This window comes from Nonomuraea recticatena, assembly GCF_039533245.1.
Classification (GTDB): domain Bacteria; phylum Actinomycetota; class Actinomycetes; order Streptosporangiales; family Streptosporangiaceae; genus Nonomuraea; species Nonomuraea roseola.
In genome coordinates this window covers 51,278-77,439 of sequence record NZ_BAAATE010000036.1, presented here as the reverse complement: position 1 = coordinate 77,439, position 26,162 = coordinate 51,278, and the positions used below count along the sequence as shown (strand labels likewise).

At 72.2% G+C, this 26,162-nt stretch carries 21 protein-coding genes; 6 read left to right on the top strand and 15 right to left on the bottom strand.

Translation table 11 applies throughout. The features are described from left to right. Positions 1-33 precede the first annotated feature (33 nt). Genes ABFX50_RS42265 through ABFX50_RS42235 form a run of 7 tightly spaced genes read right to left on the bottom strand, consistent with a single transcriptional unit; the run spans position 34 to position 8,502 of the window. The gene (locus ABFX50_RS42265) at positions 34-1,629 is read right to left on the bottom strand and encodes a GTPase family protein (protein ID WP_346154845.1); all 1,596 of its coding nucleotides are present in this window, start codon (positions 1,627-1,629) and stop codon (positions 34-36) included. Then, positions 1,626-3,557 carry an ABC transporter gene (locus tag ABFX50_RS42260; RefSeq protein ID WP_346154843.1) on the bottom strand — a complete coding sequence of 644 codons (1,932 nt, stop codon included), beginning with the start codon at positions 3,555-3,557 and terminating at the stop codon, positions 1,626-1,628. Before ABFX50_RS42260 ends, ABFX50_RS42265 begins: the two co-directional genes overlap by 4 nt. 10 nt (positions 3,558-3,567) lie before the next feature. After that, complete coding sequence (locus ABFX50_RS42255) at positions 3,568-4,248, bottom strand: response regulator transcription factor (RefSeq protein WP_183654661.1); 681 nt, start codon at positions 4,246-4,248, stop codon at positions 3,568-3,570. 42 nt (positions 4,249-4,290) lie between these two features. Further along, positions 4,291-5,664 carry a HAMP domain-containing sensor histidine kinase gene (locus ABFX50_RS42250; RefSeq protein WP_183654657.1) on the bottom strand — a complete coding sequence of 458 codons (1,374 nt, stop codon included), beginning with the start codon at positions 5,662-5,664 and terminating at the stop codon, positions 4,291-4,293. Next, entirely contained in the window at positions 5,661-6,362 is a 702-nt protein-coding gene (locus ABFX50_RS42245; protein ID WP_246452186.1) for a response regulator transcription factor, read from the bottom strand. The genes ABFX50_RS42250 and ABFX50_RS42245 overlap by 4 nt, the downstream gene beginning before the upstream one ends. 26 nt (positions 6,363-6,388) lie before the next feature. Further along, positions 6,389-7,543 (bottom strand): L-2-hydroxyglutarate oxidase, encoded by a 1,155-nt coding sequence (gene lhgO / locus ABFX50_RS42240; protein ID WP_346154839.1) that lies wholly within the window; start codon positions 7,541-7,543, stop codon positions 6,389-6,391. Continuing rightward, a complete protein-coding gene (locus ABFX50_RS42235) occupies positions 7,540-8,502 on the bottom strand; it encodes an NAD-dependent epimerase/dehydratase family protein (protein WP_346154838.1) in 963 nt (320 codons plus the stop codon). Before ABFX50_RS42235 ends, lhgO begins: the two co-directional genes overlap by 4 nt. 60 nt (positions 8,503-8,562) lie before the next feature. On the opposite strand from ABFX50_RS42235, the gene ABFX50_RS42230 reads away from it, so the two are divergent. Then, positions 8,563-8,937 (top strand): hypothetical protein, encoded by a 375-nt coding sequence (locus tag ABFX50_RS42230; protein WP_346154836.1) that lies wholly within the window; start codon positions 8,563-8,565, stop codon positions 8,935-8,937. On the opposite strand, the gene ABFX50_RS42225 is transcribed toward ABFX50_RS42230, so the two are convergent. From ABFX50_RS42225 to ABFX50_RS42210, 4 genes are all read right to left on the bottom strand, one after another. Continuing rightward, positions 8,909-11,578: an SCO7613 C-terminal domain-containing membrane protein gene (locus ABFX50_RS42225; RefSeq protein WP_346154834.1), complete on the bottom strand. Its 2,670-nt coding sequence runs from the start codon at positions 11,576-11,578 to the stop codon at positions 8,909-8,911. The two genes, ABFX50_RS42230 and ABFX50_RS42225, sit on opposite strands and share 29 nt — an antisense overlap. Positions 11,579-12,224: 646 nt before the next feature. Then, a complete protein-coding gene (locus ABFX50_RS42220; protein WP_346154832.1) occupies positions 12,225-13,208 on the bottom strand; it encodes a hypothetical protein in 984 nt (327 codons plus the stop codon). 238 nt (positions 13,209-13,446) lie between these two features. Further along, the gene (locus ABFX50_RS42215; protein WP_346154830.1) at positions 13,447-14,730 is read right to left on the bottom strand and encodes an MATE family efflux transporter; all 1,284 of its coding nucleotides are present in this window, start codon (positions 14,728-14,730) and stop codon (positions 13,447-13,449) included. After that, complete coding sequence (locus ABFX50_RS42210; protein WP_346154828.1) at positions 14,727-15,983, bottom strand: MATE family efflux transporter; 1,257 nt, start codon at positions 15,981-15,983, stop codon at positions 14,727-14,729. The genes ABFX50_RS42215 and ABFX50_RS42210 overlap by 4 nt, the downstream gene beginning before the upstream one ends. A 100-nt stretch (positions 15,984-16,083) precedes the next feature. Between ABFX50_RS42210 and ABFX50_RS42205 the strand changes: the two genes are divergently transcribed. Continuing rightward, complete coding sequence (locus ABFX50_RS42205) at positions 16,084-17,052, top strand: aldo/keto reductase (RefSeq protein WP_183654636.1); 969 nt, start codon at positions 16,084-16,086, stop codon at positions 17,050-17,052. Here the strand turns inward: ABFX50_RS42205 and ABFX50_RS42200 are convergent. Then, the gene (locus ABFX50_RS42200; protein WP_346154825.1) at positions 17,040-17,318 is read right to left on the bottom strand and encodes a DUF2530 domain-containing protein; all 279 of its coding nucleotides are present in this window, start codon (positions 17,316-17,318) and stop codon (positions 17,040-17,042) included. The two genes, ABFX50_RS42205 and ABFX50_RS42200, sit on opposite strands and share 13 nt — an antisense overlap. A gap of 107 nt (positions 17,319-17,425) precedes the next feature. Here ABFX50_RS42200 and ABFX50_RS42195 point away from each other — a divergent pair, with 107 nt between their 5' ends. Further along, a complete protein-coding gene (locus tag ABFX50_RS42195; RefSeq protein WP_346154823.1) occupies positions 17,426-18,874 on the top strand; it encodes an NCS2 family permease in 1,449 nt (482 codons plus the stop codon). On the opposite strand, the gene ABFX50_RS42190 is transcribed toward ABFX50_RS42195, so the two are convergent. Further along, positions 18,858-19,754, bottom strand: coding sequence for a hypothetical protein (locus ABFX50_RS42190; RefSeq protein ID WP_346154821.1), 897 nt, complete (start codon positions 19,752-19,754; stop codon positions 18,858-18,860). The two genes, ABFX50_RS42195 and ABFX50_RS42190, sit on opposite strands and share 17 nt — an antisense overlap. A gap of 93 nt (positions 19,755-19,847) precedes the next feature. Between ABFX50_RS42190 and ABFX50_RS42185 the strand changes: the two genes are divergently transcribed. The 3 genes from ABFX50_RS42185 to thpR all read left to right on the top strand — a co-directional run bounded on the left by ABFX50_RS42185 (position 19,848) and on the right by thpR (position 22,137). Continuing rightward, positions 19,848-20,276 carry a MarR family winged helix-turn-helix transcriptional regulator gene (locus ABFX50_RS42185; RefSeq protein WP_183654627.1) on the top strand — a complete coding sequence of 143 codons (429 nt, stop codon included), beginning with the start codon at positions 19,848-19,850 and terminating at the stop codon, positions 20,274-20,276. Between the two features lie 23 nt (positions 20,277-20,299). Further along, a complete protein-coding gene (locus tag ABFX50_RS42180; protein WP_346154818.1) occupies positions 20,300-21,520 on the top strand; it encodes an MFS transporter in 1,221 nt (406 codons plus the stop codon). Between the two features lie 71 nt (positions 21,521-21,591). Beyond that, a complete protein-coding gene (gene thpR, locus ABFX50_RS42175; RefSeq protein ID WP_183654621.1) occupies positions 21,592-22,137 on the top strand; it encodes an RNA 2',3'-cyclic phosphodiesterase in 546 nt (181 codons plus the stop codon). 98 nt (positions 22,138-22,235) lie between these two features. Here the strand turns inward: thpR and ABFX50_RS42170 are convergent, their stop codons facing one another. Both ABFX50_RS42170 and ABFX50_RS42165 read right to left on the bottom strand, forming a co-directional pair. Further along, the gene (locus ABFX50_RS42170) at positions 22,236-25,181 is read right to left on the bottom strand and encodes a sacsin N-terminal ATP-binding-like domain-containing protein (RefSeq protein WP_346154864.1); all 2,946 of its coding nucleotides are present in this window, start codon (positions 25,179-25,181) and stop codon (positions 22,236-22,238) included. A gap of 98 nt (positions 25,182-25,279) precedes the next feature. Continuing rightward, positions 25,280-26,080, bottom strand: coding sequence for a DUF3027 domain-containing protein (locus ABFX50_RS42165; protein ID WP_183654619.1), 801 nt, complete (start codon positions 26,078-26,080; stop codon positions 25,280-25,282). Positions 26,081-26,162: the final 82 nt, after the last annotated feature.

Sequence of the window (26,162 nt, the reverse complement as noted above, 5' to 3'; positions counted from 1 at the left end):
GCTCGGCGGTCAGGCGGAACCGTGGGCGCCCGCTCATGAGCGGGCGACACCCAGCGCCTCGGTGAAGCTCCGGTACCTGTCGAGCTCCTCGGACACGGGCCCGAGCACCAGCCTGCCGCCGACCTCGCCGACCCCCTCCCTCAACGCCTTGGCCACCTTCCTCGCCCTGCGGCGCCCGCCCGCCCACGCGGCGATCCTCGAGAGCAACGCGATCAGCACCCCTGCGACCGCCCCGCCGATCAGCAGCACGGTCGGCCACGGCACCTCCACCACCGTGGGCAGCGGCGGATCGGGCAGCCGCAGATAGGTCAGGACGAACAGCACGCTGAGCCAGACCGCGCCGAGCACCGTCGCCGCGAAAACCATCCACTGCAGCCCGCCGATCACGGCCCACCATCGTGGCCTTCGCGCGGCGCCGGCCGACTTCGTGGCCACCACCCTGTCGAGCGCCCCTGCCAGGTCGTCGTCGTGGGAGCGGGCCGCATGCCGTACGGCCGCCGCCCACGGCTCCGGCAGGTCGCGCGCGGCCGCGTCGCCGACGTCCCTGATCGCGGTCTCCATCCGCGCCTTCTGCACGGCGGAGGGCTGGGGCACGGAGGTCCTGCCCACGATCTCGCCGCGCGCGCCCGAGCCGATGCCGAGCCTGCGCAGCGGATCGGGCCTGAATTTGCGCATCCACCTCGTCATCGGCCAGCCGGTCGCGGCCACCGCCCTGTGCGTGTGCGCCTTCGCGACCGCGTCCACCACCAGCGGCACGCCAGCGGCCTCGGACAGCGCCCGCGTGAGCCGTGCGCCGTCGGGTGTGCCGACGGAGACGGCCTCGTCGCCGGCTGCCGAGAGGCGAGCGGCGGCGGTGGAGACGTCGGCCGACAGGCGTTCGGCCCACGACCTGTGCCGTGAGACGCGCTCCTCCAGCAGGCCGCGCAGCTCTGGCAGGCCCTTGCCCGTGCGCGCCGAGGCGCCCAGCACGGGGACTCCGGCGAGACCGTCCTCCTCGAGGAGGCGGCGCAGGTCGGCCAGGCAGCGTTCGGCCTGGGTCGCGGAGAGGCGGTCGATCTGGTTCAGCACGACCACCATCACCTCGCTGTGGCGCGACAGCGGGCGCAGGTAACGCTCGTGCAGCGCGGCGTCGGCGTACTTCTGCGGGTCCACCACCCACACCAGGAGGTCGACCAGCTCCACCAGCCGGTCCACCTCCAGGCGGTGGGTCAGCTCGATCGAGTCGTGGTCGGGCAGATCGAGCAGCACGAGGCCCGGCAGGTCGCCTTCCGCCTCCACCTCGTGGCGGTGCGGCACGTCGAGCCAGGTCAGCAGCGCCCCTGCGCCCTCGCCGTCCCACAGCGCGGCCTGGGCCGTCGAGGTGGTCGGCCTGGTGACGCCCACGGCGGCCAGGTCGCGCCCTGCCAGCGCGTTGAACAGCGACGACTTGCCGCTGCCCGTGGCGCCCGCGAGCGCGGCCACCGTGTGGTCGACCGAGAGGCTGCGCCGTTCGCCAGCCCGCTCGGACACCTCCCTCGCCTGTGCCACGAGTTCCTGAGGGAGCCTGCCCTCGGCCAGCCTGGCCGCTTCCAGCAGGGCCGTCAGCCGGTCGTCCAGCGAGGGGCCTTCCTTGCGCCGCAGCAGCTTCACTCGCCCTCCCTCACGCCGGAGACGTCATCGGCAGGAGCGCCCCTCGGGGGCGGCTGCGCCGGAGGCGTTCCAGGTGGCGACTCCGCCGGAGCGGTTCTCGGGGGTGACTCCGCCGGAGCCGTTCTCGGGGGTGGCTCGGGCGAGCCGGCCTCGGTTCTCGGGGGCTCGGGTGAGGTGGCCTCGGGGGTCGGGGGTTGCTCGGGTGAGGTGGCCTCCGGTCGTTCGCCGCCCGGCAGCTCGCTCTGGTGGTCGCGCACCGCCCGCTCCGCCGCCAGCAGCGCGGGAGCCGTGTCGGCCGACACCGAGACCCCTTCCAGCAGTTCGGTGAACCTGGCCGCCTCCTCGTCGAGCAGCCCCTTCACCCTGGCCCGCAGATCGTCCCTGGCCATGGCGGTCAGCGTGCGCACCGCCTGGTCACCGAAGATCGCCTCCAGCACCTTCTGCGACAGCACCGACGTGCCGCCCGCGATGCCGACCTCGATGCCCGTCAGCCCTCCGGTGGAGGCGAAGACCGCCAGCATGAGCAGCAGCCCCGCCCCGTTGACCCCGAAGGAGGCCACGCGAGCCGTGGTGCGCCGCGACGCGCCCTCCTGCCTGACCAGGTCGAGGACGTAGGCCTGCCAGCCCCTCACCACGTCGTCGTAGTCGAGCCCCGACGAGGCCCTGCCGAGCTTGGCGGCCCGCACCGCGCCCGCCCGCTCCAGCAGGTCGCGACCGCCGGGCGCGGCGCTCCAGCCCTCGAGCGCCCGCTCCGCCGCGCCGTCGGCCGCCCCTCTGATCAGCGAGGCGACGCCGCTCTCGAGCGCGACCCGCAGCTTGGCCTGGGGCGCCTGCCGTCCGGTGAACAGCGCGGAGACCCGGTCGCGCAGCCAGCCGACGCGCGACTCCAGCGACCGCATGAGGTCGCCCGTACCGATGAAGTCCTGCCACCTGGCCATCACCTCGCCGCGCAGCAGCGACCCGTCGCGCATGCCCTCGTCGAAGGTGGCCATCCCGCCCGAGTAGGCCGAGGAGACGATCTCGGCCAGCCTGTCGGCGCCCTCCCGCTGCCGTTCGACGGCCGTGGCCAGGGCGGGCACCCTGGTCGCCAGGCTGTCGAGCGCCCCGGCGAGCGTCTGCCTGACGACGTCGGCGCGGGCCTGCGAGGAGGCCGCGAGACCGGCCAGCCAGGAGACGATGGGCTCCACCGAGCCTTCGGGAAGCCTGCCGTCCTCGCTCAGGAGCACCGCCTCGGGCACGGTGAACAGCGGCGTGCCCGCCAGCCCGTTCTCCTCGAGCAGCCGCCTGAGGTCGGCGGAGACCGGATCGACGGCGTCGGGCGGCACCCTGTCCAGGATGATCGCGAGCGCCGCGCTCCTCTCTCTGGCCGAGCGCAGGAAGCTCCACGGCACCTCGTCGGCGTAACGGGCGGCGGTGGTGACGAACAGCCACAGGTCGGCGGCGGCCAGCAACTGCGTCGCGAGAGTCCTGTTGGCGGTCACGACCGAGTCGATGTCGGGCGCGTCCAGCAGCGCCAGCCCGGGAGCCAGCGTGGGCACGGGTACCACGCGCAGCGTCCCGGGATCGCCCGACGACCCCGTCACGCGGGGCAGCCCGGGCAGCACCTCGAGCGACATGAACCACGCGGTGTCGTCAGGGCTGACCGCCAGCGTCGGCGCCAGCGTGGTGGGCCGCAGCACTCCCGGCTCGGAGACGTCGGCCCCGACCAGGGAGTTGACCAGCGTCGACTTGCCCGCGCCCGTCGATCCTCCCACCACCGCGAGCAGTGGGGCGTCGAGCGTCAGCAACCGAGGCAGCAGGTAGTCGTCCAGCTGCCCCGTCAACTCGGTCAGCGCGCGCCTGTCGGCCTCCACATCACCGATGGCCAACGGGAACAGATCGGCGGAGAGCAGGCGCCGCAGTGACCGCAACGCCTCGAGGAGGTCCATAACCCCCACGCTAGTCGGGTGGTGGCTCCCTGAGCACGTAGCCGACGCTGCGGAGCGTGTGGATGAGTCGCGGCTCCACGTCGTCCACCTTGCGACGCAGGTAGGACACGTACGACTCCACCACGCCCGCGTCGCCGCCGAAGTCGTAGTTCCAGACGTGGTCGAGGATCTGCGCCTTGGACAGCACCCGTCCCGCGTTGGCCATGAAGTAGTGCAGCAGTTTGTACTCCGTCGGCGACAGGTGCACCTGCCGCTCGCCGCGCCACACCTCGCGCTCGGCCTCGTCCAGCACGAGATCGGCCACCTGCAGCCGGGCGCCGCCGCCCGACTCCCCCCGCGTACGGCGAAGCACCGCCTGCACCCTGGCCAGCACCTCCTCCAGGCTGAACGGCTTGGTCACGTAGTCGTAGCCGAGCCCGAGCCCCGTCAGCTTGTCGTCGGCGGCGTCGCGCGCGGTCAGGAACAGCACGGGCGCGTCCAGCCGCCTGGCCACCTCGAACCCGTCCAGGTCGGGCAGCATCACGTCGAGCACCACGAGATCGGGCTTGACCCGCTCGGCGATCTCCACGGCCTCCAGGCCGTCGGCCGCGGTCAGCACCTCGAAGCCGGAGAAGCGCAGGCTGGCGGAGAGCAGGTCGCGGATGCTCGGCTCGTCGTCCACCACCAGGATCAGCGCCTCAGGTGTGTTCACACCTGCCAGAGTGCCCGAGGAGGCTGAGAGAAAGCTGAAGGCTTACTCAGGGGCGAGTGGGAGTTCGACGCGGAAGACGCTGCCCTCGCCGGGCACGCTGTCGACGACCACGCTGCCGCCGTGCGCCCGCACCAGCGCCTCGACGATGGCCAGGCCCAGGCCGCTGCCCCTGTCGTCCTCCGAGCGGCGGGCGCGGGCGGAGTCGGCGCGGTAGAAGCGTTCGAAGACCCGCTCGGCCTGCTCGGGCGTCAGCCCCGGCCCCTTGTCGACCACTTCGAGGAAGGCGGTCTCGCCCGAGGCTCCGACCCTGATCGTGACGGGGGTGTCGCCAGGGGTGTGGGTGAGCGCGTTGGACATGAGGTTGCCGATGACCTGGCGCAGCCGTACCTCGTCGCCCGAGACGATCAGGGCGGCGCCGCCGACGACCTCCAGCGAGATGCCCCTGTCGGGGGCCAGGATGCGGGCGTCGTGGACGGCGTCTGCGGCCAGCGCCAGCATGTCCACGGGCCGCATCTGCAGCGGGCGCTGCTGGTCGACCCTCGCGAGCAGCAGCAGGTCGTCGACCAGCAGGCTCATCCGGCCCGCGGCGCGCTCGACGCGGTGCAGCATCTCGGCGGGGTCGGCATCGGGGTTCTGCCTGGCGTACTCCGCGAAACCCTTGATGGTCGTCAGGGGGGTGCGCAGCTCGTGGGCGGCGTCGGCGACGAAGCGCCTCATCCGCTCCTCCGACCTGCTCGCGGCGTTCTCCGAGGCGGTCCTCGCGGCGAAGGCCGACTCGATCTGGGCCAGCATGCCGTTGAGCGCGCGGGCCAGGCGTCCCACCTCGGTGTGCGGGTCGCCGTCCGGCACCCTTCTGCCCAGCTCGCCGCCCGCGATGGCCTCGGCCGTACGCTCGATCTCGGCGAGCGGGCGCATGCTGCCGCGCACCGCGGAGACGCCCACGACGGCGAGGATCAGCAGGATGCCGCCGCCGCCGAGCAGCTCGATGAGCGCCAGCCTGCGGGTGATCTGGGTGACCTCGTCGAGGTCCACGGCGACCAGCACACTGCCGCTCTGCGGACCGCGCACCAGCTGCACCCGCCACTCGCCGTCGCCGGAGACGGCCGGGACGGTCGTGGCGACAGCGGGAGGCGGATCGGGCACGACAGGCCTGGGCCTGTTGTCGGCGTCGAGCCCGCTGAGCCAGGGCCCACCGGCCCTGATGATCGCGTCGGGCTCCAGGACGAGGTTCTTCAGCCCTGGCGAGCCCTTGTGCTGGATGCGGATCAGCGCCCTGGTGGCCACCACCGAGATCTGGGTGTCCACCCTGTCGATGAGGTAGTTGTGCAGCACCGAGACGCTCAGAACGCCGATGAAGGTGAAACCGAACGCCAGCAGCGCCAGCGTCGCGGCGATGAGCTTGATCCTGAGCGTCATGACTCGGGAGGGCTGCGCAGCACGTATCCCACACCGCGCAGGGTGTGGATGAGACGCGGTTCCCTGTTGTCGATCTTGCGGCGGAGCACCGACACGTACGACTCGACGATGCCCACCTCGCCCCTGAAGTCGTAGTCCCAGACGTGGTCGAGGATCTGCGGCTTGGACAGCACCCTGCCGGAGTTGGCCATGAGGTAGCGCAGCAGCTTGAACTCGGTCGGCGACAGCGAGACCGGCCTGCCGCCCCTCCAGACCTCGTGGCTCTCCTCGTCGAGCTCGATGTCGGCGAAGGTGAGCCGCGGCGGCGGCGCCTGCGGATCGCCCGAGGTACGGCGGAGCACCGCGCGGATCCGCGCCACGACCTCCTCCAGGCTGAACGGCTTGGTGACGTAGTCGTCGCCGCCGATCGTCAGCCCTCTGATCTTGTCCTCGGTCTCGTCACGGGCGGTGAGGAACACCACGGGGGTGCCCTGCCCGCTGCTGCGCAGCCTGCGCACGACCTCGAACCCGTCGAGGTCGGGCAGCATCACGTCGAGCACGACGAGGTCGGGCCTGTGCCGCTGGACGGCACTGACCGCGTCCAGACCGTTCTTGGCGGTCGACACGTCGAAACCCGCGAACCTCAGGCTCGCGGCGAGTAGCTCGAGGATGTTCGGCTCGTCCTCGACGATCAGCAGGCGTGCTTCCACGGCGTCCATAGTGGCCATCACATCTAAGAATGCCCTTAACGGGCGAGTGCTGGGACAATCCCCGCGATATGCCTTGCGATCGCGAGGCTGGAGGTGGCGGCGGGCGAGGGGGCGTTGCGCACGAGCGCGACGCGCCCGTGGACGTCGACCACGAAGTCGTCAACCATGCCGCCGTCGCGCGAGACCGCCTGGGCGCGAACCCCTCCTTCGGTTCGCTCCAGGTCGCTTCCTGCGATGGCGGGGACGTAGCGCCTGGCCGCGCGGACGAACGCGCCCTTGACTGCCGAGCCGTACAGCTCGGCGAGTCCGGTGCGCCAGTGCTTGACGGCCAGGCGGCGGGTGCCGGGCCAGGTGAGTAACGCGCGCACGTCACCGAGCACCGCGTTGGGCCCGACCAGCACCTCTCCGTCGATCCTGCGGGTGAGGTGGATGCCGAGGAACGGGTAGCGGGGGTCGGGCACCGGGTAGATCAGGCCGCGCACCAGGTCCTTGGCCGACCCCGTGAGGGCGTAGTACTCGCCCTTGAAGGGGACGATCCGCACCTGGCCCGGGTGGCCCGCCATCTTCGCGACCGCGTCGGTGCCGAGCCCCGCGCAGGCCACGACGGCGTCGAAGGCGAACTTCCTGCGCCCCGCCAGCACCTCCACCTGGGTGGCGCTCTCGCGCAGCGCCCTGACCCGCTGGCCGAGCCGTACCGACCCGCCCAGCTCCGCTACGTCCTGGGCCAGCCTGCGGGCGACGGCGGGGAAGTCGGTGATCGCGGTGTGCGGCGAGTGGACGGCCGCGACGCCGACCGCGTGCGGCTCGATCTCGCGCAGGCCGAGCGCGTCGAGCTCGGCGATGTCCGGCACGCCGTTGGCCCTGGCCCGCTCGGCCAGCGTGCGAAGGGCGGGCCGCTCGGCGCCGGTGGAGGCCACCACCAGCTTGCCCACCTCCTCGTACGGCAGGCGGTGCTCGGCGCAGTAGGCCCTCAGCAGCGCCGCGCCCTCCCTGCACAGCGTCGCCTTGAGCGAGCCTGGCCGGTAATAGATGCCGGCGTGGACGACGCCGCTGTTGTGGCCCGTCTGGTGCGCGCCGACCCTGTTCTCGCCCTCGAACACGGTCACCTCCGCGCCCCTGCCGCGCGCGAGCTCCCTGGCGACGGCCAGGCCGACGATGCCCGCTCCGATGACGCCGATCCGCTCTGTCATGAGGTCAAGTGTCCTTCAGCGACGAGCCAGCGCACGGTGTCCGCCACGCTCTCCTCCACGGGTCTGAGTGTCAGCCCCAGCTCCTGAAGCGTGCGGGTGTCGTCGGTCGGCACCAGGGTGAGCATGAGATCGGCGGCGTCGCGAGTCAACGGGTGGTCGATGGGGACCACGCGCTTCAGCAGGTCGAGGCTCGAGCCCGCCGCTCTCAGCAGCCCGCCGGGCATCCTCAGCCGCCTGACCCGGCGTCCCGTGACCTCCTCGCAGACCGCCGCCAGCCGCTCCCAGGTCAGGAAATGTCCCCCGAGCATGTACCTCCGGGCGCCCTGGCCGGGCCTGAAGCACCTGGCCAGCGCCATGGCCAGGTCGCGCACGTCGAGCACGCTCACCCCGCCTGGCACGATCGGCCAGCCCTGCCGCAGCCCCGCCCTGAAACCCTCGTTGAGGGTGTCGAGCGTGGGCTGGGCAGGGCCGATGACGCCGCCGGGATAGACGATCGTCACGCCGTCGAGGTCTCTGGCGTAGCGCTCGCCGTACAGCTTGGTCTGGCCGTAGGCGCCGCGCGGCCTGGCCAGCGGGCTGTCCACCGTGAGCACCGGCTCGCTCGGCGGCACGAACACCGCGACGCTGGAGACGTGCACGACCGGGTCGAGGCCCAGATCCACCGCCTGCGCCAGCACGTTCTTCAGCCCGCGCACGTTGGCGCCGCCCAGGTCGACGTCACGTCCCGTGACGCCCATGTCGGCTGCGGTGTGCAGGACCGCGTCACACTGCTCCAACGCCTTGCGTACGGCGTCGGCGTCCCTGATGTCGGCCTCGTAGAGGACCCCGGGCACCTTGAAGATCTTCCGTGCCTTCTCCGGGTTCCTCACCAGGAGAAGGCATTCATGACCCGTCTGACGCAAAGCGGTGACCGCATGCGAACCAACGAATCCCGACGCACCGGTCACCAACACGCGCATGGCCTGGAAGCTAGCGCTTGGACGTTTCCCACCTCAATCGAACACGCGTACGATGAAGGGGTGTACGTGCCTCCGGAATGGCCGTCCGAGGTCCGCACGCCCGACATCCCCGAGTGGGAGACGTCCGCGGTCGCGTGGTTGCTCGACGCCGTCCCACCCGACTACCGCGCCTACGAGGTGCTGCGCCGCCACCCCTACGCCCTGGCCAGGATGGCGGGCCACCATGTCCGCGCGTCGATCGAGGCCGCCCGCGCCGGGTACCGCGGCGCGGCGGTCGAGCTGAAGGGACACCTGCCGCCCCACGCGGTCGAGGCGGTGCTCGACGTCTACCGCCGCGAGGGGCCGAGGCTGGTCCAGCTGGCCCGCTCGATCGAGGCCGTCGAGCGGGCGCTCAGGGGCGAGGGGTTCACCGCAACCTTGCGACGGCGTCCCTGAGCCTGCGAACGTCGCGCTTGCGCGCCTCGTAGGTCGCGCCGACCACCAGGAGCAGCAGCCCGCCGAGCGCCATCGGCACCCAGCGGGGCACCGCGCCCATCAGGTCGGCGATCCACGGGGCCAGCTCCCGCACCGCCACGATCGCCATGGTCGCCCCGCCGATCAGCGCGGGCGCCTGCAGCCGCCGCCACGCCCCCGCCAGCGTCACGGCCAGCGCCGCCGCGCCCAGCGCGAACGCCCTCAGCGGGGTGGCCTCCTGCAACAGGCTCGGCCCGAACGCCAGCGCGAGGCCGGGACCGTAGGCGAGCCACGACGAGACCGCTCTGCCCCGCCACGCACCGACGAGCAGCATGAGCAGGGCGAACGGCACGGTGTACGCCTCGACGGCCCGCACCTCCAGGGAGGCCGCCACGGCGACCGCCTCACCCGCCACGAGCGCCCCCGCCAGCACCACCCACCAGAACCCGGCCCCCCGCTCCAGGCGCGCCACACCCACCGCCGTCGCAGGTGCTGTCGTCGCCGCCGTCTGGGGTTGTCTCGCCGCCGTCTCAGGCGCCCCCGTCTCGGGGAGGGGCCGCCAGAGGAGGCCGGTGGCCGCGGCGATGGCGGCCAGCGCGGGGAGCACGGCGAGCGTCGCGGTCTCGTCCGCCAGCGCCCATCCCAGCGCCAGCGACCCGAGCCAGAGCGCACCTCCCGTACCCGCCACCCTGCCAGCCGTCCCGCCCGCCGACCTGCGCACCGTGCCGCCCGCCGTGCCGGTTCCCGTGTCGCCCGCCGTGCCGCTCCGCCCGCCGGCCGCCGTCCACGCCGTCCCTGCCGTCGCCACGACCATCCCGACCAGCACCACGACGTACGGCATGCGCACCGCCACCGGGGCAGCCGCCACGACGACGACCCCCGCCAGCACCACCAGAGCGGGCCGTACCGCCAGCGCGAGCACCACCCCCGCCAGCCCGACCGCCGCCAGCCCCAGCGGCCGGCCCCCCGTGAAGTCCGGCCCACCGCGCCAGGGATCGAGCACAGGCAGGTAGCCGCCGAACGCCCCCGCCGGCACATCCGCGACGACCACCAGCGCCAGGGACGCCAGCACGACCGCCGTCACCCTGCCGACGACACCGCCGCCCGCCACACCGCTACCGGCCACACCGCCGCCGACGCCCCCGCCGCCATCGGTGGCCCCGCCGCCGGTCCTCCCTGGCCCAGCTCCGGCGTCGGGGGCGCGGGTGCCGTACCAGCCGAGCAGGGCCAGGCCTGCGCCCACCGCCAGCCCCGCCGCCGCCGAGTCCCGCACGGGCAGGCCCAGCCCCTCCAGCGCCACCCACACCAGCCCCGACCCCGCGAGCGCCGCCCCCACCAGCGCGGCAGGCCTGCGGTACAGCAGCCCCCACACCACCAGCAGCGCCCCCAGCACCGCGTACGCCACCGGCCGCTGATCCAGCGACCACAGCACCGCGATCGCCCCCACGATCCCCGCCACCCACGGAGCCGCCGGGACCCTGAACCGTACGGCGGCGAAGGTGAACCCCAGCGCCACCGCCAGCTGCACCCCGACCACCACCAGGTACGGCAGGCCGTACACCACGGGTGCGACCACCACGGCCGCCGCCGCGGGCACCACCGCCGCCCACCGCGCCCTCCCCAGGATCAGCGGAAGGCTCGCCAGCAGGGCGAAGACGACTGGCGCCGCGGGCAACCCGACGACCATGAACGGGTCGCGCCAGGTCGTCACAGGGGCGTCGAGCACCGCCAGCAGCGTCTGGGGCGTCACCACGAGGCCGCCGAGCAGCGCGAGCCCCGCCCCCGAGAGGGCGTAGGGCGTGCGCAGCCGTACGGGAAGCGCCCGCGCCATGGCCGCCACCACCAGCGCCGCCACGACGTACGGAACCACCTGCCAGTGCTCCGACAGCAGCCCGATCCCCGGCGCTCCCGCCGCCGCGACCAGCGCCGTCGCCGAGCCGATGGCCGCGAACACGCGCCCGGCGTCGTCCTTGGTGCGGAAGGCCACGAAGAACCACGTGGCGGCCAGCACCACCAGCGAGGGCGCGTGCAGCAACCGGTCGGGCATCATCGTCGCCACCGACGTCCCCAGCAGCGCGACCGACCCCGTGAACGCCAGGCAGATCACCGCCGTCACGCGAAGCCCCCGCGTCCGCGCGACGGACCAGACGGCGGCGTTCAGCACGACCGTGGCGGCGAGCGCGGCGGTCGGCCAGCCGCGTCCATGCCCCGTCGCCAGCATGGGCAGCGGAGCCTGCGCCAGCACGACCGCCAGCGGCAGCGGCACCTTCAACGGCAGCAGCCTGGCGTAGAGCGCCGCTGCCAGAGCCACCACCGCGATCGTCGCGGCGGTGTGGTCCCACATGTCCACGGAGCCGATCAACCCCGCCGCGGCGGCCGCGTAGCCGTCCAGCAGCATCAGCGCCAGCCCCAGGACGCCGACGGTCTCCGCCGTCGCGTTCAGCTTCCGTCTGAGCAGCACGGCGGGGACGGCCAGCGTCACGACCGTCAGGCCCGTGAGGATCGCCGCCCTGCCGCCGATGCCCAGCCGGCCCCAGCTGACGACCGTGAACACGATCGCCGCCACCGCGAGCAGGAGCCCGCCGAGAACCAGCAGCAGGTTCTGCGCGGTCTTCCTGGACACCTCGCCCTGCGGGCCTCCTGGAGTGCCGGCGCCATACGGCATCCCCTGGTACGGCGGCCCTCCGGGGAAACGCGGGTCACGCGGCCTCCCCGGGTGCGGGCCGCCCGGTGAGCCCGGGTGCGGGCCGCCCGGGGTGCCCGGGTCACGCCGCATCCCCGGCTGCTGCGGCCCACCGGGGAAACCTGGGCCATGCGGCATCCCTGGCTGCTGCGGCCCACCCGGGTCACGCGGCGCTTCCAGGTGCCGCGGGCCACTCGAGAGCCCGGCGCCCTGCGGCGTCACCGGGGCCGAGGCCGGTTCACCGGTGCCGGTTCGCGGAGTCGCGCCACCTGGCTCCGGGGCTTCCTGGGGAGCCGCCCGTCCGGCGAGCCTCGCGCGGTCGGCGCGCAGGAGCGAGAGGAGGCGCTCCCGCCGTCCTCTGAGCTCGGCCTCCTGCACCCTGAGCCCCGCCAGCGCCCCGTCGACTTTCCAGAGCTCCACCGCCACGGGCCCGGTCAGCGGCAGCCCGCATCGAGGGCAGACGCCGGCGGGCCCGGCTAGAGAAAGGCCGCAATCGGGACAGTTCACGCGCATGGCGAGAACAATGCCGCACCCGGCTTGATGATCGCTTGCGGTGTCGTACTCAGAAGCGACTAGGCACCACGACTCATCGGGACTTCCTGGCGATGATCGTGATCACGCCGGTCGCGCCCGTCGCCACCGCCAGCCAGAGCAGCACGTCCGTCCCTGTGATGCCTCCGGGCGAATCGGCGGCCACCGTCTCACCGTCCGCGGCCTCGAGCAGGGGCTCGGGCGTTGACGGCGTCGGCGTCGGCGTGGGTGTCGGCGTGGGCAGCGCGTTCTCCGGCAGCGGCACCCGGTAGACGGGGCTGTTGGCGCCCTCGCTCCCGACCAGCAACGCCTTGCCGTCACCGGTGTAGGCGATCGACTCGGCCTGGTCGAGCGCGGGCATCGGCACGCGCGTCAGCGGCTTGTCCAGCGCCTTGTACACCGTCGCCGAGAAGTAGGTGCGCACCACGAAGCTGGACCCGTCCGGCGCGTAGGCGGCGTCCGTCGCCATGATCGGAGCGGACCCGACCTTGCGCAGGACGTTCGTCCTGCTCGCGCTCAGCCGCCTCGGCGCCGCGTAGATCGCCCCCGCGAACTGCTTGGTCACCACGTACAGGCGTCCGGTCTTCGGGTTGACCATGATGCCCTCGGCGTTGTGCCCGCCGTCCTCGTACCTGAAGCGATACCGGACCGCGGGCAGGACGGCGTCCCTGACCGTCGCGGGCTCCATCACCTTGTAGATCGAGATGTCGGGCCACGCGCCGTCGAAGTTGTCGCCGATGTCGGCGAACCACAGCACGCCCCGCCCGGTCTCAGGGTCCTTGGATGCGGCCATGGCCTCCCAGTCGCGGGCCTGGGCGCCGCGCAGCGTGAAGGTCGCCCTGGTCGCGCCCTTCGGACCGAGCGCGAAGAAGGTGGGGCCCGCGTCGCTGTCGTTGTGGGTGTAGACGACCCCGTCGTGCGTGGGGGACAGCGCGAGGCCGCTCGACTCGGTGATGCGCGGGTCCGGGATCGTGAACGCGACCTCGTCACCGGCCTCGCCGCTCCCCCGAGCCTTCGCGGTCTCGGAACCCTGGGGCACGGGCGCCGCGGTACCGGGACCCGCGACCACGGGCACGTCCGATGCCGAGAGCCCAACCGCGCGAGGGATCTCGGGAAGAGCGATCTCCGGGGAGGCCGAAGTCTGGACGACGGGCTCCGTGAAGGCGTGGCCACCTGGCACGGAGGAGCCGGAGTACGCGAAGGCTGGCGTGGCAGGGAGCGCAAGGGCCATCACGAGCCCCGCAAGCGTGCGAATCAGGACATCCCCCATCCAGCGATCATGCCTCGGCGGCGACCGTCCCCATGCGTGCGCTCTGCAGGAAGAACCCGCCGCCCTGCAGAACGACGAGCGCCAAGTTGGTCACGAGCACCGCCACCCACAACGTACCCAATCCACCCGAAGCCGCCACGGGAGCCGCGACGACCGCGAGCAAGCCGTACCCGATCGAGAAGGCCCCCAAGCTCCACGTCGACCGCCTGAGCCCCGCCAGCCCAAACCCCATCACCGCCTGCACCCCGTCGGCGGCGGAGGAAGCCACGAGCAGGGGCACCAGCGCAAGCGCAGCGCGGTGCACCCCTTCGTCCCCGGTGAACAGGCCGATCATCTGGTCGCCGAGGAGCAGCAGCGCGCCTCCCACGAACGCCGAGGCCGCGCAGGCGAGCAGGACGGCGATCCGGTTGACCCGCCTGGCCTGCCTCGGGTCGGTCGCCCTGGCGATCTCGGGCACCGACGCCTGCGCAAGGGCGAGCGCGGCCACCATGAGCAGCCCCGACAGCGACCCGAGGATCGCGTGCGCCGCGGCGCTCTGCGTGCCGATGCGCGCGGCGGCGTAGGTGACGACGGCGAGCGCCCCGAACTTGATCAGTGTGGTCGCCGAGAGCGGGAGCCCCACCCCAGCCAGTTCGGCGATCTTCCTCGGTCGCGGACGTCCTGGAAGGAACGACGAGCGCCCTCGCACGCCCGGCACGCTGGTGAGCGCGAGGTTGGAGACGAGCATGCCCGTCACGGCCGAGCCCAGCATGGCGAGGCCGACACCGGTCACGCCGAGCGACGGCGCCAGTCCGGCGATGAGCGCCACCTCGACCACCGTGGCCGAGAGCGCGGACCACAGCACCTGGCGGCTACGGCCCAGCCCGATGAGCACCGAGTTGGCTCCGCCGCCGACCGACAGGACCACGACGCACAGCGCCAGCAGCCAGGGCAGCGCGCCCAGTTCGCCGACGACCTCCCGAGGCGCGCCACTGGCCGCCGCGATCAACGGCACACAGACCATGACCGCGGCCCCGAGCCCGCCCACTCCGTAACTGAGCCAGCGAGCGTCGCGCAGCAGGGGTAACGCCGCCGCAGGGTCGTCTGCGTGGGGCGCCACGAAGGGGACCAGACCTCGCACCCCTCCCGCCACCGCGGCCGCGACCGGGCTGAAGACGGCCAGCGCCAGGGCCATCGCCGCGAGGGTGGCGGCCGACTGGTTGCCGAGCACGGCGCTGCCGACGAGGTGGGCGACCATGCCGGAGACCATCGACAGGAAGAGCGGGACGGCAGCGCCGAGCAGGGTCTTCACAGGACGAGATCTCTATCAGCCGTGGCCGACAGAAAGGCGGTGGTCTGGAGGGTCAGGAGGAGGAGGTTGGTGGCCAGCATGGCGGTCCAGAGGCCGGGCAGGCCCCAGGTGTCGGTGACCGGGCCCGCCGCGACGACCAGCAGTCCCCAGCCGATCGCGAGCGAGCGCAGGCTCGAGCTCGACCGCTTCATCGCGGTCAGCCCGAACCCCATGACCGCCGAGCCCGCCTCGGCCAGGGTCGACACCAGCATGACCCCCACAACGGCCGTCACCAGGCCGCGCACCGCCTCGTCGGCGGTGAACAGGCGCAGCAGCGGGCCGCCGAGGAGGGTCACCACGGCCGCGCTGATCCCCGCCGCCCCGGCCGCGAGCGTGAGCGCCGCCCGCGCGGTGTGCCGCCTGCTCCTCATGCCGTCGGCGCGGGCGATCTCGGGGACCGCCGCCTGGGCCACCGCGATCGCGGGCACCATGAGGAATCCGGAGAGCGCGTAGAGGATGGCGTGCCCGGCCGAGCCGGTGACGCCCGTCCTGGCGGCGGCGTAGGCCAGCACGCCCAGCCCCGCGAACTTGATCAGCATGGTCCCCGACAGCGGAAGACTCACCCTGCAGATGCGCAGGATCTCCTGGACGCGCGGCCTGCCCCTGCCGACCGGCCGCCCGAGTGCCGCGCGCAGCGCCAGGTTGGCGACCGTCACCCCCGCGAGCGAGGAGCACAGGAAGGCCAGCCCCGCGCCCGTCAGCCCCCATCGCGCCACCGTGAACGGCACCAGCGCCACGACCACCGCCGTGGCCGCCACGCTGGCCCAGATCACCTGACGGCCGCGGCCCAGCGAGACCAGCACGGTGTTCGCGCCTCCGTTGGAGGCGCTGACCAGCAGCGAAGCCCCCAGCGCGTACGGCAGGACGCCGAACCCCTCGACCCCCGACCCGCCGCGAGAGGCGATGAGCGGGACACAGGCCACCACGACCGCGCCGGCCGTACCGATGAGCAGCGCCAGCCACCTGGCGTCACGCAGCACCGGGATCGCGGCGAGGGGATCGTCACGGAAGGGGGCGACGAACGGCGCGAGCCCTCGCAGACCGCCCATGACGGCCATCGAGGCGGGGCTGTGGACCGCCATGGTCAGGGCGAAGGCTGCCAGCGCCCCCGTGTCGTGACGGCCGAGCACGGAGGTGACGACCAGGGATCCGGCCAGCGAGGTGAGGGAGGAGAGCAGCAGGGGGAGCGCGGCCCTCGCGATGGTGCGATGCATGAAACGCACAGTCCCGAGGCTGATCGACCCCGGGACTCGCGATCATCATATCGAGAGGGGGCTGGCCTGGAGTGCACTCCAGGTTCTTAGTGTGGGTGTCATGGAATACGTGAACCTCGGACGCACCGGGCTCAAGGTCAGCCCGCTCTGCCTCGGCACGATGAACTTCGGTCCCCAGACGACGGAGGAAGACTCCTTCGCCATCATGGACAGGGCCCTGGAACTCGGCATCAACTTCTTCGACACGGCCAACGTGTACGGCTGGAAGCTGGGCGAGGGCGTCACGGAGAACATCGTCGGCCGGTGGTTCGCCCAGGGCGGGGGCCGCAGGGAGCGCACCGTCATCGCCACCAAGTTCCACGGCAAGATGGGCGAGTGGCCCAACGAGGGCATGCAGTCCGCGCTGCACATCCGCAGGGCCTGCGACGCCTCCCTCAAGCGGCTGCAGACCGACTACATCGACATCTTCCAGGCGCACCACATCGGCAGGGAGACCCCCTTCGAGGAGTTCTGGGAGGCGATGGACATCCTGCGCCAGCAGGGGAAGATCATCTACGTCGGCTCCTCGAACTACGCGGGCTGGCACATCGCCAAGGCCCAGGAGAGCGCCGCCAGGAAGGGCATGCTCGGCCTGGTCAGCGAGCAGTCCCACTACAACCTGCTCACCCGCAAGGTCGAGCTCGAGGTGCTGCCGGCGTGCGAGGACTACGGGCTCGGCGTGATCCCGTGGAGCCCGCTGGCGGGCGGCCTGCTCGGCGGCGTGCTACGCAAGATCGACAAGGGCCGCTCGGCCTCCGAGAACATGGTCAAGGAGCTCGACAAGCACCGCGAGAAGATCGAGCAGTACGAGGCGTTCTGCGACGAGCTCGGCGAGGACCCCGCGCACGTCGGCCTGGCCTGGCTGCTGACCCGCCCCGCCGTGACCGCCCCGATCATCGGCCCGCGCACGCTCGACCAGCTCGACGGCACCATGCGCACGCTGGAGATCGAGCTCGACGACAAGGCCCTCGCCAGGCTCGACGAGATCTTCCCCGGCCACAGGACCGCGCCGGAGGACTACGCCTGGTGATCCGGGGGGCCCATCCCCAGGACGGGCTCGACGGGCGCCTCGTCGGCCGGGAGGTCCTTGCGGCGCTTCCGGCCGACGAACCAGTATCCGAAACCGCCGAAGACGATGCCCGCCACGCAGGTCCAGATCCACCATGCGTTCTCGGGGCCTGGCCGTACGATGAGCAGCACGACCAGGGCGAGCGCCCACAGGGCGGTGCCGCCGAGCACAGCGGCCCTGTCGTTGGTCTCGAGCGGCTCCGGATCCGGACGCCATGGCTGCTTCACGTGATCCAGCCTAGTCGACGTGCCGTTTCGCGCGATATGGCGGCAAATCCGTCTCGATCAGGTCGCGGGGTCTTTTCGCAGGTCGCAACCCCTGTCACTCTTCGCGCGTGAAAGACACGCACACCACTACTCCGTCCGGACTTGACCGATTCTTCTCGATCACCGCGCGGGGCTCGACCGTCTCCCGCGAGGTGCGCGGCGGCCTGGCCACCTTCTTCACGATGGCCTACATCGTCGTCCTCAACCCCCTCATCATCGCGACCGTCAAGGACGCCGACGGCCAGTTCATCGGGGACGGCCTGGTCGCCAACGTGCCGCTGGTCGCCTCCGGCACCGCGTTCGTCGCGGGCATGCTCTCCATCCTCATGGGCGTCGTCGGCAGGGTGCCGTTCGCGATGGCGGCGGGCCTCGGCCTGAACGCCTTCGTCACGTTCGGCATCGCCTCCCAGATGTCGTGGGAGGCGGCGATGGGCCTGGTCTTCCTCGAGGGCGTCATCATCGGCATCCTCGTGCTGACCGGGTTCAGGGTGGCCGTCTTCAACGCCATCCCCGTCCAGTTGAAGACCGCGATCAGCGTCGGCATCGGCCTGTTCATCGCCCTGATCGGCTTCGTGGACGCGGGCTTCGTGCGCCGCGTCGCCGCGGGGCCGCCGCTGGAGATGGGCATCTCCGGCGCGCTGACCTCGTGGCCGCTGCTCGTCTTCATCATCGGCCTGCTGGTCACCGCCGTGCTGGTGGCCCGCAAGGTCAAGGGCGCGATCCTCATCGGCATCGTCGGCACCACCGTCCTCGCGATGATCGTCGAGGCGCTGACGAAGACAGGTGCGGCCACTCCGAAGAATCCCGCAGGCTGGCAGCTGGTCACGCCGTCCTGGCCGGAGCGCATCTTCGGCTTCCACAACCCGGTGACGCTGTTCACCGAGTTCGACCCGTTCGGTGCCTTCAGCCAGGTGTCGGTGATCCTCGCGGTGCTGCTGATCTTCACCCTGCTGGTCACCGACTTCTTCGACACGATGGGCACGATCGTCGGCGTCGGCCGCCAGGCCGACCTGCTCGACGAGGAGGGTCAGCTCCCCCGCACCAAGGAGATCCTGCTCGTCGACTCCATCGGCGCCGCGGCCGGCGGCGCGGGCTCCGTCTCGTCCAACACCACCTACATCGAGTCGGCCGCGGGTGTGGCCGAGGGCGCCCGCACCGGTCTGGCCAGCGTGGTCACCGGCCTGATGTTCCTGCTGGCGATCTTCGTTGCGCCGCTGGTCGCCGTCGTGCCGTACGAGGCGGCGGCGCCCGCCCTCGTCGTGGTCGGCTTCATGATGATGACGACGGTCCGCGAGATCGACTGGAACGACTTCGACATCGCCATCCCCGCGTTCCTGACGATCGTGATCATGCCGTTCACCTACTCCATCTCCAACGGCATCGGCGCGGGCTTCGTCAGCTACGTGCTGATCCAGGCGGTCAAGGGCAGGAGCAGGGACGTCCATCCGCTGATGTGGGCGGTGGCGGGGCTGTTCGTCGTCTACTTCGCACTCGGGCCGATCAAGGCTCTTCTGTAGCGACGTCGTCCTCGGGGCCGTCCTCCTCCCGGGGGGCGGCCCTTCGGGTGAACACGATCAGCGCGGCGGCCAGGTAGGCGCCGGTGTACCAGAGAGGCGACAGACGGCGCTCCTCCTCGATCATCTCCAGAGGAGGCAACGACACCGTCGGAGGCCGGGCGTCAGTGTCCAGGCCGACTCTGAAGTGCTGCGGCTCGTCGGTCAGCGGGCCGTCGATCGGCTCGATGCGCTCCGGCTCGGCCTCCCAGGCGGCCTGCAGGGCCTCCTCGCGGGCCGCGTAGCCGTACGAGAGGGGGACCAGGGCGGCGGCGACGCCCACGAGCGCGGCCAGCACCAGCGTGTAGACCGTGACCACGCGCAACCACAGCCGCCGCGTGACGACGGCGCTCAGCACCAGCACCGCGAGCGCGCCCGATCCGAGCAGCACCTCGATCGCGAGCCAGTCGGGCAGCGAGAACCACGCCAGATGGCCCGTCCACAGGTCCGCGACGGCGACGAGGAAGGGTAGCGCCACCGCGAGCGTTGGCAGAAGGTACGGCAGCGCCGACCTACGCTGGACGACCAGGTCGGCGGCGGCGATGAGCACGACGCACACCACCGTGGCGACGGGACCGGCCACGTGGTCGAACAGGAGCGAGCCGACGACCCCGCCGTACTCGTGAGCCAGAGCGGAGATCGCGGGAAGCGACAGCATGCCCGCGATGCCGACGAGCGCCAGCCGACGGTGTGCGGGCCCCTCGGCGACGCGGGCGAGAATGGCCAGGCCGAGGAGGAAGACGGTGGGAAGCAGGCTCGCCGCGATGAAGGCCAGTGGCAAGCCAACAGTGGCGGCTTCCCAGGCCGAAACGATCACCGCGGCGGCCCAGAATAAGGAGTGCATGGTGGACTCTATCCAAACCGTTGGAGGGAATAGCGTGGCATGGCATATAGTTAGCAAAGGTAATGAGACGTGCTAACGAATCCCCCTCCCAAGATGGACCTGCGCAGCGACGCAGGCCTGGCATCAGCCCTGCGCGTGTCGCTGGCGCGGCTGACCAGACGACTACGACGACAGGCGGCGGCGCACACCCTGACGCCCACCCAGTTCGCGACGCTCGCCGCCGTGGAACGGCATTCAGGGATAACCCCCGGCGAATTGGCCGAGCTCGAGAAGGTACAACCGCCCTCGATGACGCGGGTGATCGCCGCGCTCGAGGAGCGCGGGTTGGTCGCTCGCTCACCGCACCAGACCGACCGGCGACAGGTGACCGTGGTGGTGACCGACTCCGCCAAGGCGCTGCTGAAGGAGGAGCGCCGGCTGAAGGAAGCCTGGTTGACGCATCGGCTGAAGGAGTTGACACCCGAGGAGCGGGCAGTGCTCCGGCAGGCGGCGCCGATTCTGGAGAAGCTCAGCAAGATATAGAGCCTGACGAACCCAGGACCGGGATGTTCCGGTCTCTCAGGGTTCACAACTACCGGCTGTTCGCGGCTGGAGGCATCGTCTCCAACCTCGGCACGTGGATGCAGCGCACCGCCCAGGACTGGCTGGTGCTCGACCTCACACACGGCAGCGCGGCGGCTCTCGGCACCACGACCGCGCTGCAGTTCCTCCCGCAGCTCATGTTCGGCCTGTTCGGCGGCGTGCTCGCCGACCGCTACCCCAAGCGCCCCGTCCTGATCATCGCGCAGTCGCTCATGGCGATGCTGGCCGTGACCATGGGCGTCCTGACCGTGACCGGCTCGGCCGAGGTGTGGCACGTCTACGCCATGGCCTTCGCGCTCGGCGTCATCTCCTGCGTGGAGGTGCCGACCAGGCAGGCGTTCGTGGTCGAGATGGTCGGCCGTGAAGACCTGCCCAACGCCATCGCGCTGAACGCCTCGATCTTCAACCTGGCCCGCGTGGTGGGCCCGGCCCTCGCCGGCGTGCTCATGTACGCCATCGGCACCGGACCGATCTTCCTGCTCAACGCGCTGACCTTCGGCGGCGTCATCTCCAGCCTGCTCCTCATGCGCAAGTCTGAGCTGACCCCTGCCGAGCTCGTCCCCAAGGCGAAGGGCCAGCTGCGCGAGGGCCTGCGCTACGTCATCGAGCGCTCGGAGCTCCTGCTCCCGATACTGGTGATCGCGTTCATGGCGATGTTCACGCAGTCGTTCTCGATGTCGATCGCGCTCATGGCCCGCGAGGTCTTCGGCCAGGGCGCCTCGTCGTTCGGCGTGGCCTCCAGCGCCTTCGCCGTCGGCGCGCTCGGCGGCGCCCTGCTGGCCGCCCGTCGCGTCAGGCCGACGCGCAGGCTGCTCATCGCGGGCGCCATCGGTTTCGGGCTGTTCCAGGTCGTGGTGGGCCTCGCCCCCTTCTACCCGGTCTACCTCCTGCTGCTCGCCCCCACCGGCATCGCGTTGATCACGGTCAACACGGCCGCCAACTCGCTGGTCCAGATGTCCACCTCGCCAGAGATGCGCGGCAGGGTCATGGGCATCTACGTGCTGGTCTTCACCGGTGGCGCCCCGATCGGCGCGCCGCTGATCGGCTGGATCTCCGACCTGGGCGGCCCCCGCGTGGGCGTCATGATCGGCGGACTGCTCACGCTCGTGGGCACCGGCCTGGCCATCCTGCTCACCCGCATGATCGGCGCCCGCCGCACCCGCGTGGCGCTCGCCACCGCCTGACGACTCTCCGGCCCGCGCCTCCACACCCCGCGGGCCGGAGCCACACCCCCCGCGCGGGGCACAATCGACCCGTGAGACTGTTCGCGGCGATCCTGCCGCCACCCGAGATCCTCGACGAGGTGGCCGCCGCGCTGGCCGGCCGCACCCACGTGGTGGAGGGCCTGCGCTGGGTCGATCGCGCCACCTGGCACCTCACGCTCGCCTTCTACGGCGAGGTGCCCGAGCGCGCCCTCCCCGACCTCGAGGTACGGCTGGCCCGCGCCGCCTCGCGCCACCCCGCCAAGCGCCTGGCCTTCGAGGGGGCGGGCGCGTTCTCCAAGCGGGTCTTCTGGCTCGGCGTCAGCGGCGACCCCCTCGTACGGCTGGCAGGCTCGGCCGCCGCCGCCGGGCGTCGCGCGGGAGCCGTACAGACCGACGAGAAGCGCTTCCACGCCCACCTCACGCTCGCCCGCGCCAGGCAGCCCACCGACCTGCGCCCCCTGGTGGAGGCGCTGTCGTCGTTCGCGGGGTCGCCGTGGTCGGCCGACTCGATCCACCTCATGCGCAGCCACCCGGGCCCCACGGTGAGGTATGAGTCACTCGGCCATTGGGCTCTCGCACCCGCCGAGCGGGGCTAGGCTGCACGGCGTGGACCGTCCTCGCTTCTGGCTTCTCCCCGCCGTGCTCGGCTTGCTCCTGCTGATCGTCGTGGTTGGCTCCCTGCTGACCTGACCCGCTAGGACAGGTCGGCCTCGGCCAGCAGCAGGGGGACATCGCCCGGATTGCGAAGGAGCGCCGCGACCGCGAGGCGGTCGTTCCACTGCCCCGTCGCCCAGGCCAGACCGCGCGCCAGCCCGTCTGCCCCGTCGCAGTGGACCATGCCGTCGAAGTAGCGCCACGCGCACGGCACGCCGTCCACCAGCAGCTTCTCGTGCTCCACGTAACGGGTGGGAGCCGTGGGCAGCAGCTCCCTGACCTCCTTCGGCACGGGACGCTCGGTGCCCGTGGAGGTCACCGTGCCCGAGACCAGCTCACCCGCCAGCGGCAGGTCGAGCAGCTCCGACAGCGCCTCGGCCAGGTCGAACGGGGCCAGGACCAGCGGCCTGTCGGTCACCAGCTGCAGCAGGTCGGGCGCCTCGACCACGACGGCGTCGTCGGCGGAGGCGACCACGATGTCGCCACCGAGCACCGCCCGCACCGAGGAGGGCGGCGCCACCCGCGAAGGATCGACGGCGGCCAGCGCCATCCACAGCGCCCGCAGCTGCGCGCGATCGACGGTGACCGACGGGTCGGCCAGTAGCTCCAGCAGCTCCTCAGGGCCACCGTGCGAGGCCAGCAGGTCGGTCAGCGTGGTGCGGACGCCCAGCATGGCCAGCGCGCCGTGGTCGAGCCCCTCGGGCGCCTCGTCGTACAGGCCGGTCAGCAGCGGGTCGGCGCCTGGCAGGCGCAGCTCCAGCGGGCGCCGCCCACCGAGAACCGGGTGGGTGGACAGCCACCACGCGGTGTAGGAGGGCACCTCGAGGCCGTCGATGCGCAGCGGCAGCAGCGCGCCCCTCAACGGCGGCCTGGTGATCAGGGCGAGGGCGGCGGGCCAGTCGGCGACCAGCTCGAGGTCGCGGATGGCGGTGAACTCCGGCACGACGGGAGGCAGGTCGAAGGGGGGCAGCGACTCGAGCCACAGGTCCTCCTCGTCGAGGTCGTGGTCGCAGGAGTCGAGGTCGAGCAGCACGTCGGCGTCGTTGACCACGGCGAACCCGTCGAGCACGCCGACCGCCGTCAGCACGCGCGAGTCGTAGGAGGAGTCGGCCGTGCCGAAACCCGCGTCGTCGGCGAGCAGCCCTGCCAGCGCGCCCTCGGCCAGCAGCAGCTCGCCCGCGGGGTAGAGCGAGCCGTCGGAGCCGCGCAGCGCCAGCTCGGACAGCCACGGCTCCTCGCCCGCTGTCAGCCCCGCGGCGTCGACGAGGGAGAGCACGGCCCTCGCCACCGCGTCGGGGTCGTCGCTGTCCATCGACTGCGCCACCGCGTTCTTGGTGTGCGGGTCGTCGAGGACGGCGCGCGGCGTGGCCTCGAAGGCGCCCAGGCGCAGCAGCAGCGGGTGCGCCGCGTCGGGATGGACGATGCGCAGCCCGAGCGGGGCCAGGTCGAGCGGCGTGGTCAGGATCAGCGTGCCACGCGGACCCCGCACCAGGCGGCCGTCGGCCAGCGGCACGGGCAGCGCCCCCAGCGCCTCGGGGTCGTCGGCGGGCAGCACGTCGTAGAGCGATCGCCACCACGCGGGATCGCGCCCCTCGATGGCCTCGCCCGACAGCTGGTCGACCACCTCGGCCAGCTCCACCCTGCGCACCCCGAGCGAGGCCATCGCCGGGTGCCTGGCAGGCCACCCTGCGGGCAGCAGGCCGGGGACGATCGAGGCCAGCACCGCCAGCAGCTCTCCCGAGCCGTTGACGACCGAGGCCTCCCTGCCCGAGACCACCCAGCCGTCGTCGGAGGGCTCGCGCACGGGGTGCTCGACCTGCCACGCGGCGTCGGGGTCGTAGAGCGCCGCGTCCTCGAACGAGGGCGACTGCACCACGGGCGGCGGCGCCGACAGCGCGGGCAGCAGGGGGACGTCGGGCAGCAGGCGCAGGATCGCGCGGCGGATGCGGGCGTCGAGCTCGCCCTTGCCCATCAGCGCGGGCACCAGCTCGAGCAGTCTCGGCGTGCGCGGCAGCTCCTCCAGCAGGAGCACGTAGGCCTCGGCGACGCGCGCGATCAGGAAGTCGGTCAGCGGCCCCTTGGCGACGTGGCGCCTGTCGGTGGCCATCGGGAACGAGGCGATGAGCAGCGCGGGCAGGTCGAGCGGCTCGTCGGAGGGCGTGGGCGCGTGCACCACCTGCGGGACGGGCAGCGGCCCCTCCTGCTCGGGCACCGCCCAACGGACCGACCAGTAGGGCCTGGCCCGCTCCTCCGTCGGCCTGTCGGCGAAGTAGGCGGCGACCTCGTCGGGAGAGAACTCCCCCGAGACCGAGACGACGTGCCACCCCGAGGGCTCGACCGTGCGGGTGATGCCGTCGACCACGATCTCGATGGCGGTCAGCGCGGGCATGCCGAGCAGCAGCGCGGGCGAGGCCTCCTGCAGCATGTGGCGCACGGCCTCGACGGCGGAGGGGCGCAGCGGCAGCCGTACGAGCGTCTCGAACCCCTCGGGGACCTCGAAGGAGTCGGGGAAGGGCAGCCGCAGCAGCGGCACGTGCCCCTCGCGGTTGGCCAGCTCGCCCGCGAGCACCGGCTCGGCGGCCACCACCGCCGTCGTCTCCTCGCGCGACCAGCGCACCGCACCGGTGGAGCGTGAGCCGACGGAGGGGGCGTCGCAGACCGAGACCACGGCGGCGAAGCCCACGCCGAAGCGTCCGGCGGCGCCCACGTGGTCGCGCTTGGCGGACACCCGCAACGTGGACAGGCCCTCGACCCCCGCCGCGTCGAGCGGCGCGCCGGTGTTGGCCGCCGTCAGCACGCCGTCGCGCAGCTCCAGGCGCAGCACACCGGGCACGCCCGCCCGAAGGGCGGCGTCGGCCGCGTTCTGCGCCAGCTCGACGATCAGACGGTCACGGTAGCCGCCGAGGGCGAAGTCCTCCTCGGCGTTGGCGTCTTCACGGAAGCGCGCTGGCGAGGCCTTCCAAGCCGTGAGTACGGCGGCGCGCATCCGGTCAGTGCCAAAGGTGTCCACGGGGCAAACTCCTAATCGAGAGACGGGCCCCCGAAGGCTAGCGCTCCTCGCCGACAATCCGGATCAGGAGCCGATCAGGAGTGGCCGAGCTCCTCCGAGGCCGACTCGTCGACCGAGCCCGCCTCGTCCTCCATCAGGTCGTAACCCAGGTCATCGAGGATCGGCGTGGCCTGCTCGACGGGCGGCGGCATGACGGCGGCCTCGGAATGGGCGCCGCAGCCGTGGTCGGCGGCCACCACCTTGCCGTCGTCGGGGGCGTACTCATTGGCGCACACGCCGAACTCGCCCCGCAGGCCACCCGCGAGCGGCCAGAAGAAGCCGCAGGTGGAGCACTGCGCGGGAGCGGCGTGCGCGATCGGTGTGTGCGGCCCGGACGTGCCCGAGTGCCAGCGCTTGGCGGCGCGGTCCCTGCCGATGGCCGACAGCACCCTGGCCCTGCCCAGGCCGTACTCGAAAATCATCTGGTGGTCGATCTCGTCGTCGGCGCTCGTGAAGCCGGGGACGAGCCTGTCGTCGTCTTCCGCGGTCGGCAGCAGGTCGCCGACGCCCAGGTCGCCGGGCAGCAGCCGCTCGCTCCACGGCAGCCACTCGGGGGCCAGCAGGGCCCCCGCGCCGGGCAGCAGCACGGCCTCGCTGACCGTGACGTTCTTCGCGCGGGAGGCGCGGGTCACGGTGACGGCCCAGCGCCAGCCTCGGTAGGCGCGGTCGAGGCAGGCGAAGTAGTGGGTGACGATCCGGTCGCCCTGGCCCTCGAACCCGAGGTGCTCTCCAGGCTCCCCTGGCTTGGCGAGCTCCCTCGCGGTCTCTCTCGCGAGGTCGACGGCGGCGACACAGGCCTGGTCGGGCGCGGCGACGCGGGTCCTGGTCCTGGTCATCGGCGCGCCCTCGCCGAAAGGTGCTGTTCGCTCACACTCCATTCTCACCCATGACGGGACGTGCGAGCACCCATGTCAGGTA

Bases quoted from the DNA above. Each gene is read 5' to 3' on its own strand.
- ABFX50_RS42260 (WP_346154843.1), bottom strand. From the start codon at position 3,557: ATGGACCTCCTCGAGGCGTTGCGGTCACTGCGGCGCCTGCTCTCCGCC.
- ABFX50_RS42250 (WP_183654657.1), bottom strand. From the start codon at position 5,664: ATGACGCTCAGGATCAAGCTCATCGCCGCGACGCTGGCGCTGCTGGCG.
- ABFX50_RS42245 (WP_246452186.1), bottom strand. From the start codon at position 6,362: ATGGACGCCGTGGAAGCACGCCTGCTGATCGTCGAGGACGAGCCGAAC.
- lhgO (WP_346154839.1), bottom strand. From the start codon at position 7,543: ATGACAGAGCGGATCGGCGTCATCGGAGCGGGCATCGTCGGCCTGGCC.
- ABFX50_RS42235 (WP_346154838.1), bottom strand. From the start codon at position 8,502: ATGCGCGTGTTGGTGACCGGTGCGTCGGGATTCGTTGGTTCGCATGCG.
- ABFX50_RS42210 (WP_346154828.1), bottom strand. From the start codon at position 15,983: ATGCATCGCACCATCGCGAGGGCCGCGCTCCCCCTGCTGCTCTCCTCC.
- ABFX50_RS42205 (WP_183654636.1), top strand. From the start codon at position 16,084: ATGGAATACGTGAACCTCGGACGCACCGGGCTCAAGGTCAGCCCGCTC.
- ABFX50_RS42190 (WP_346154821.1), bottom strand. From the start codon at position 19,754: ATGCACTCCTTATTCTGGGCCGCCGCGGTGATCGTTTCGGCCTGGGAA.
- ABFX50_RS42185 (WP_183654627.1), top strand. From the start codon at position 19,848: ATGGACCTGCGCAGCGACGCAGGCCTGGCATCAGCCCTGCGCGTGTCG.
- ABFX50_RS42180 (WP_346154818.1), top strand. From the start codon at position 20,300: ATGTTCCGGTCTCTCAGGGTTCACAACTACCGGCTGTTCGCGGCTGGA.
- ABFX50_RS42170 (WP_346154864.1), bottom strand. From the start codon at position 25,181: ATGCGCGCCGCCGTACTCACGGCTTGGAAGGCCTCGCCAGCGCGCTTC.
- ABFX50_RS42165 (WP_183654619.1), bottom strand. From the start codon at position 26,080: ATGACCAGGACCAGGACCCGCGTCGCCGCGCCCGACCAGGCCTGTGTC.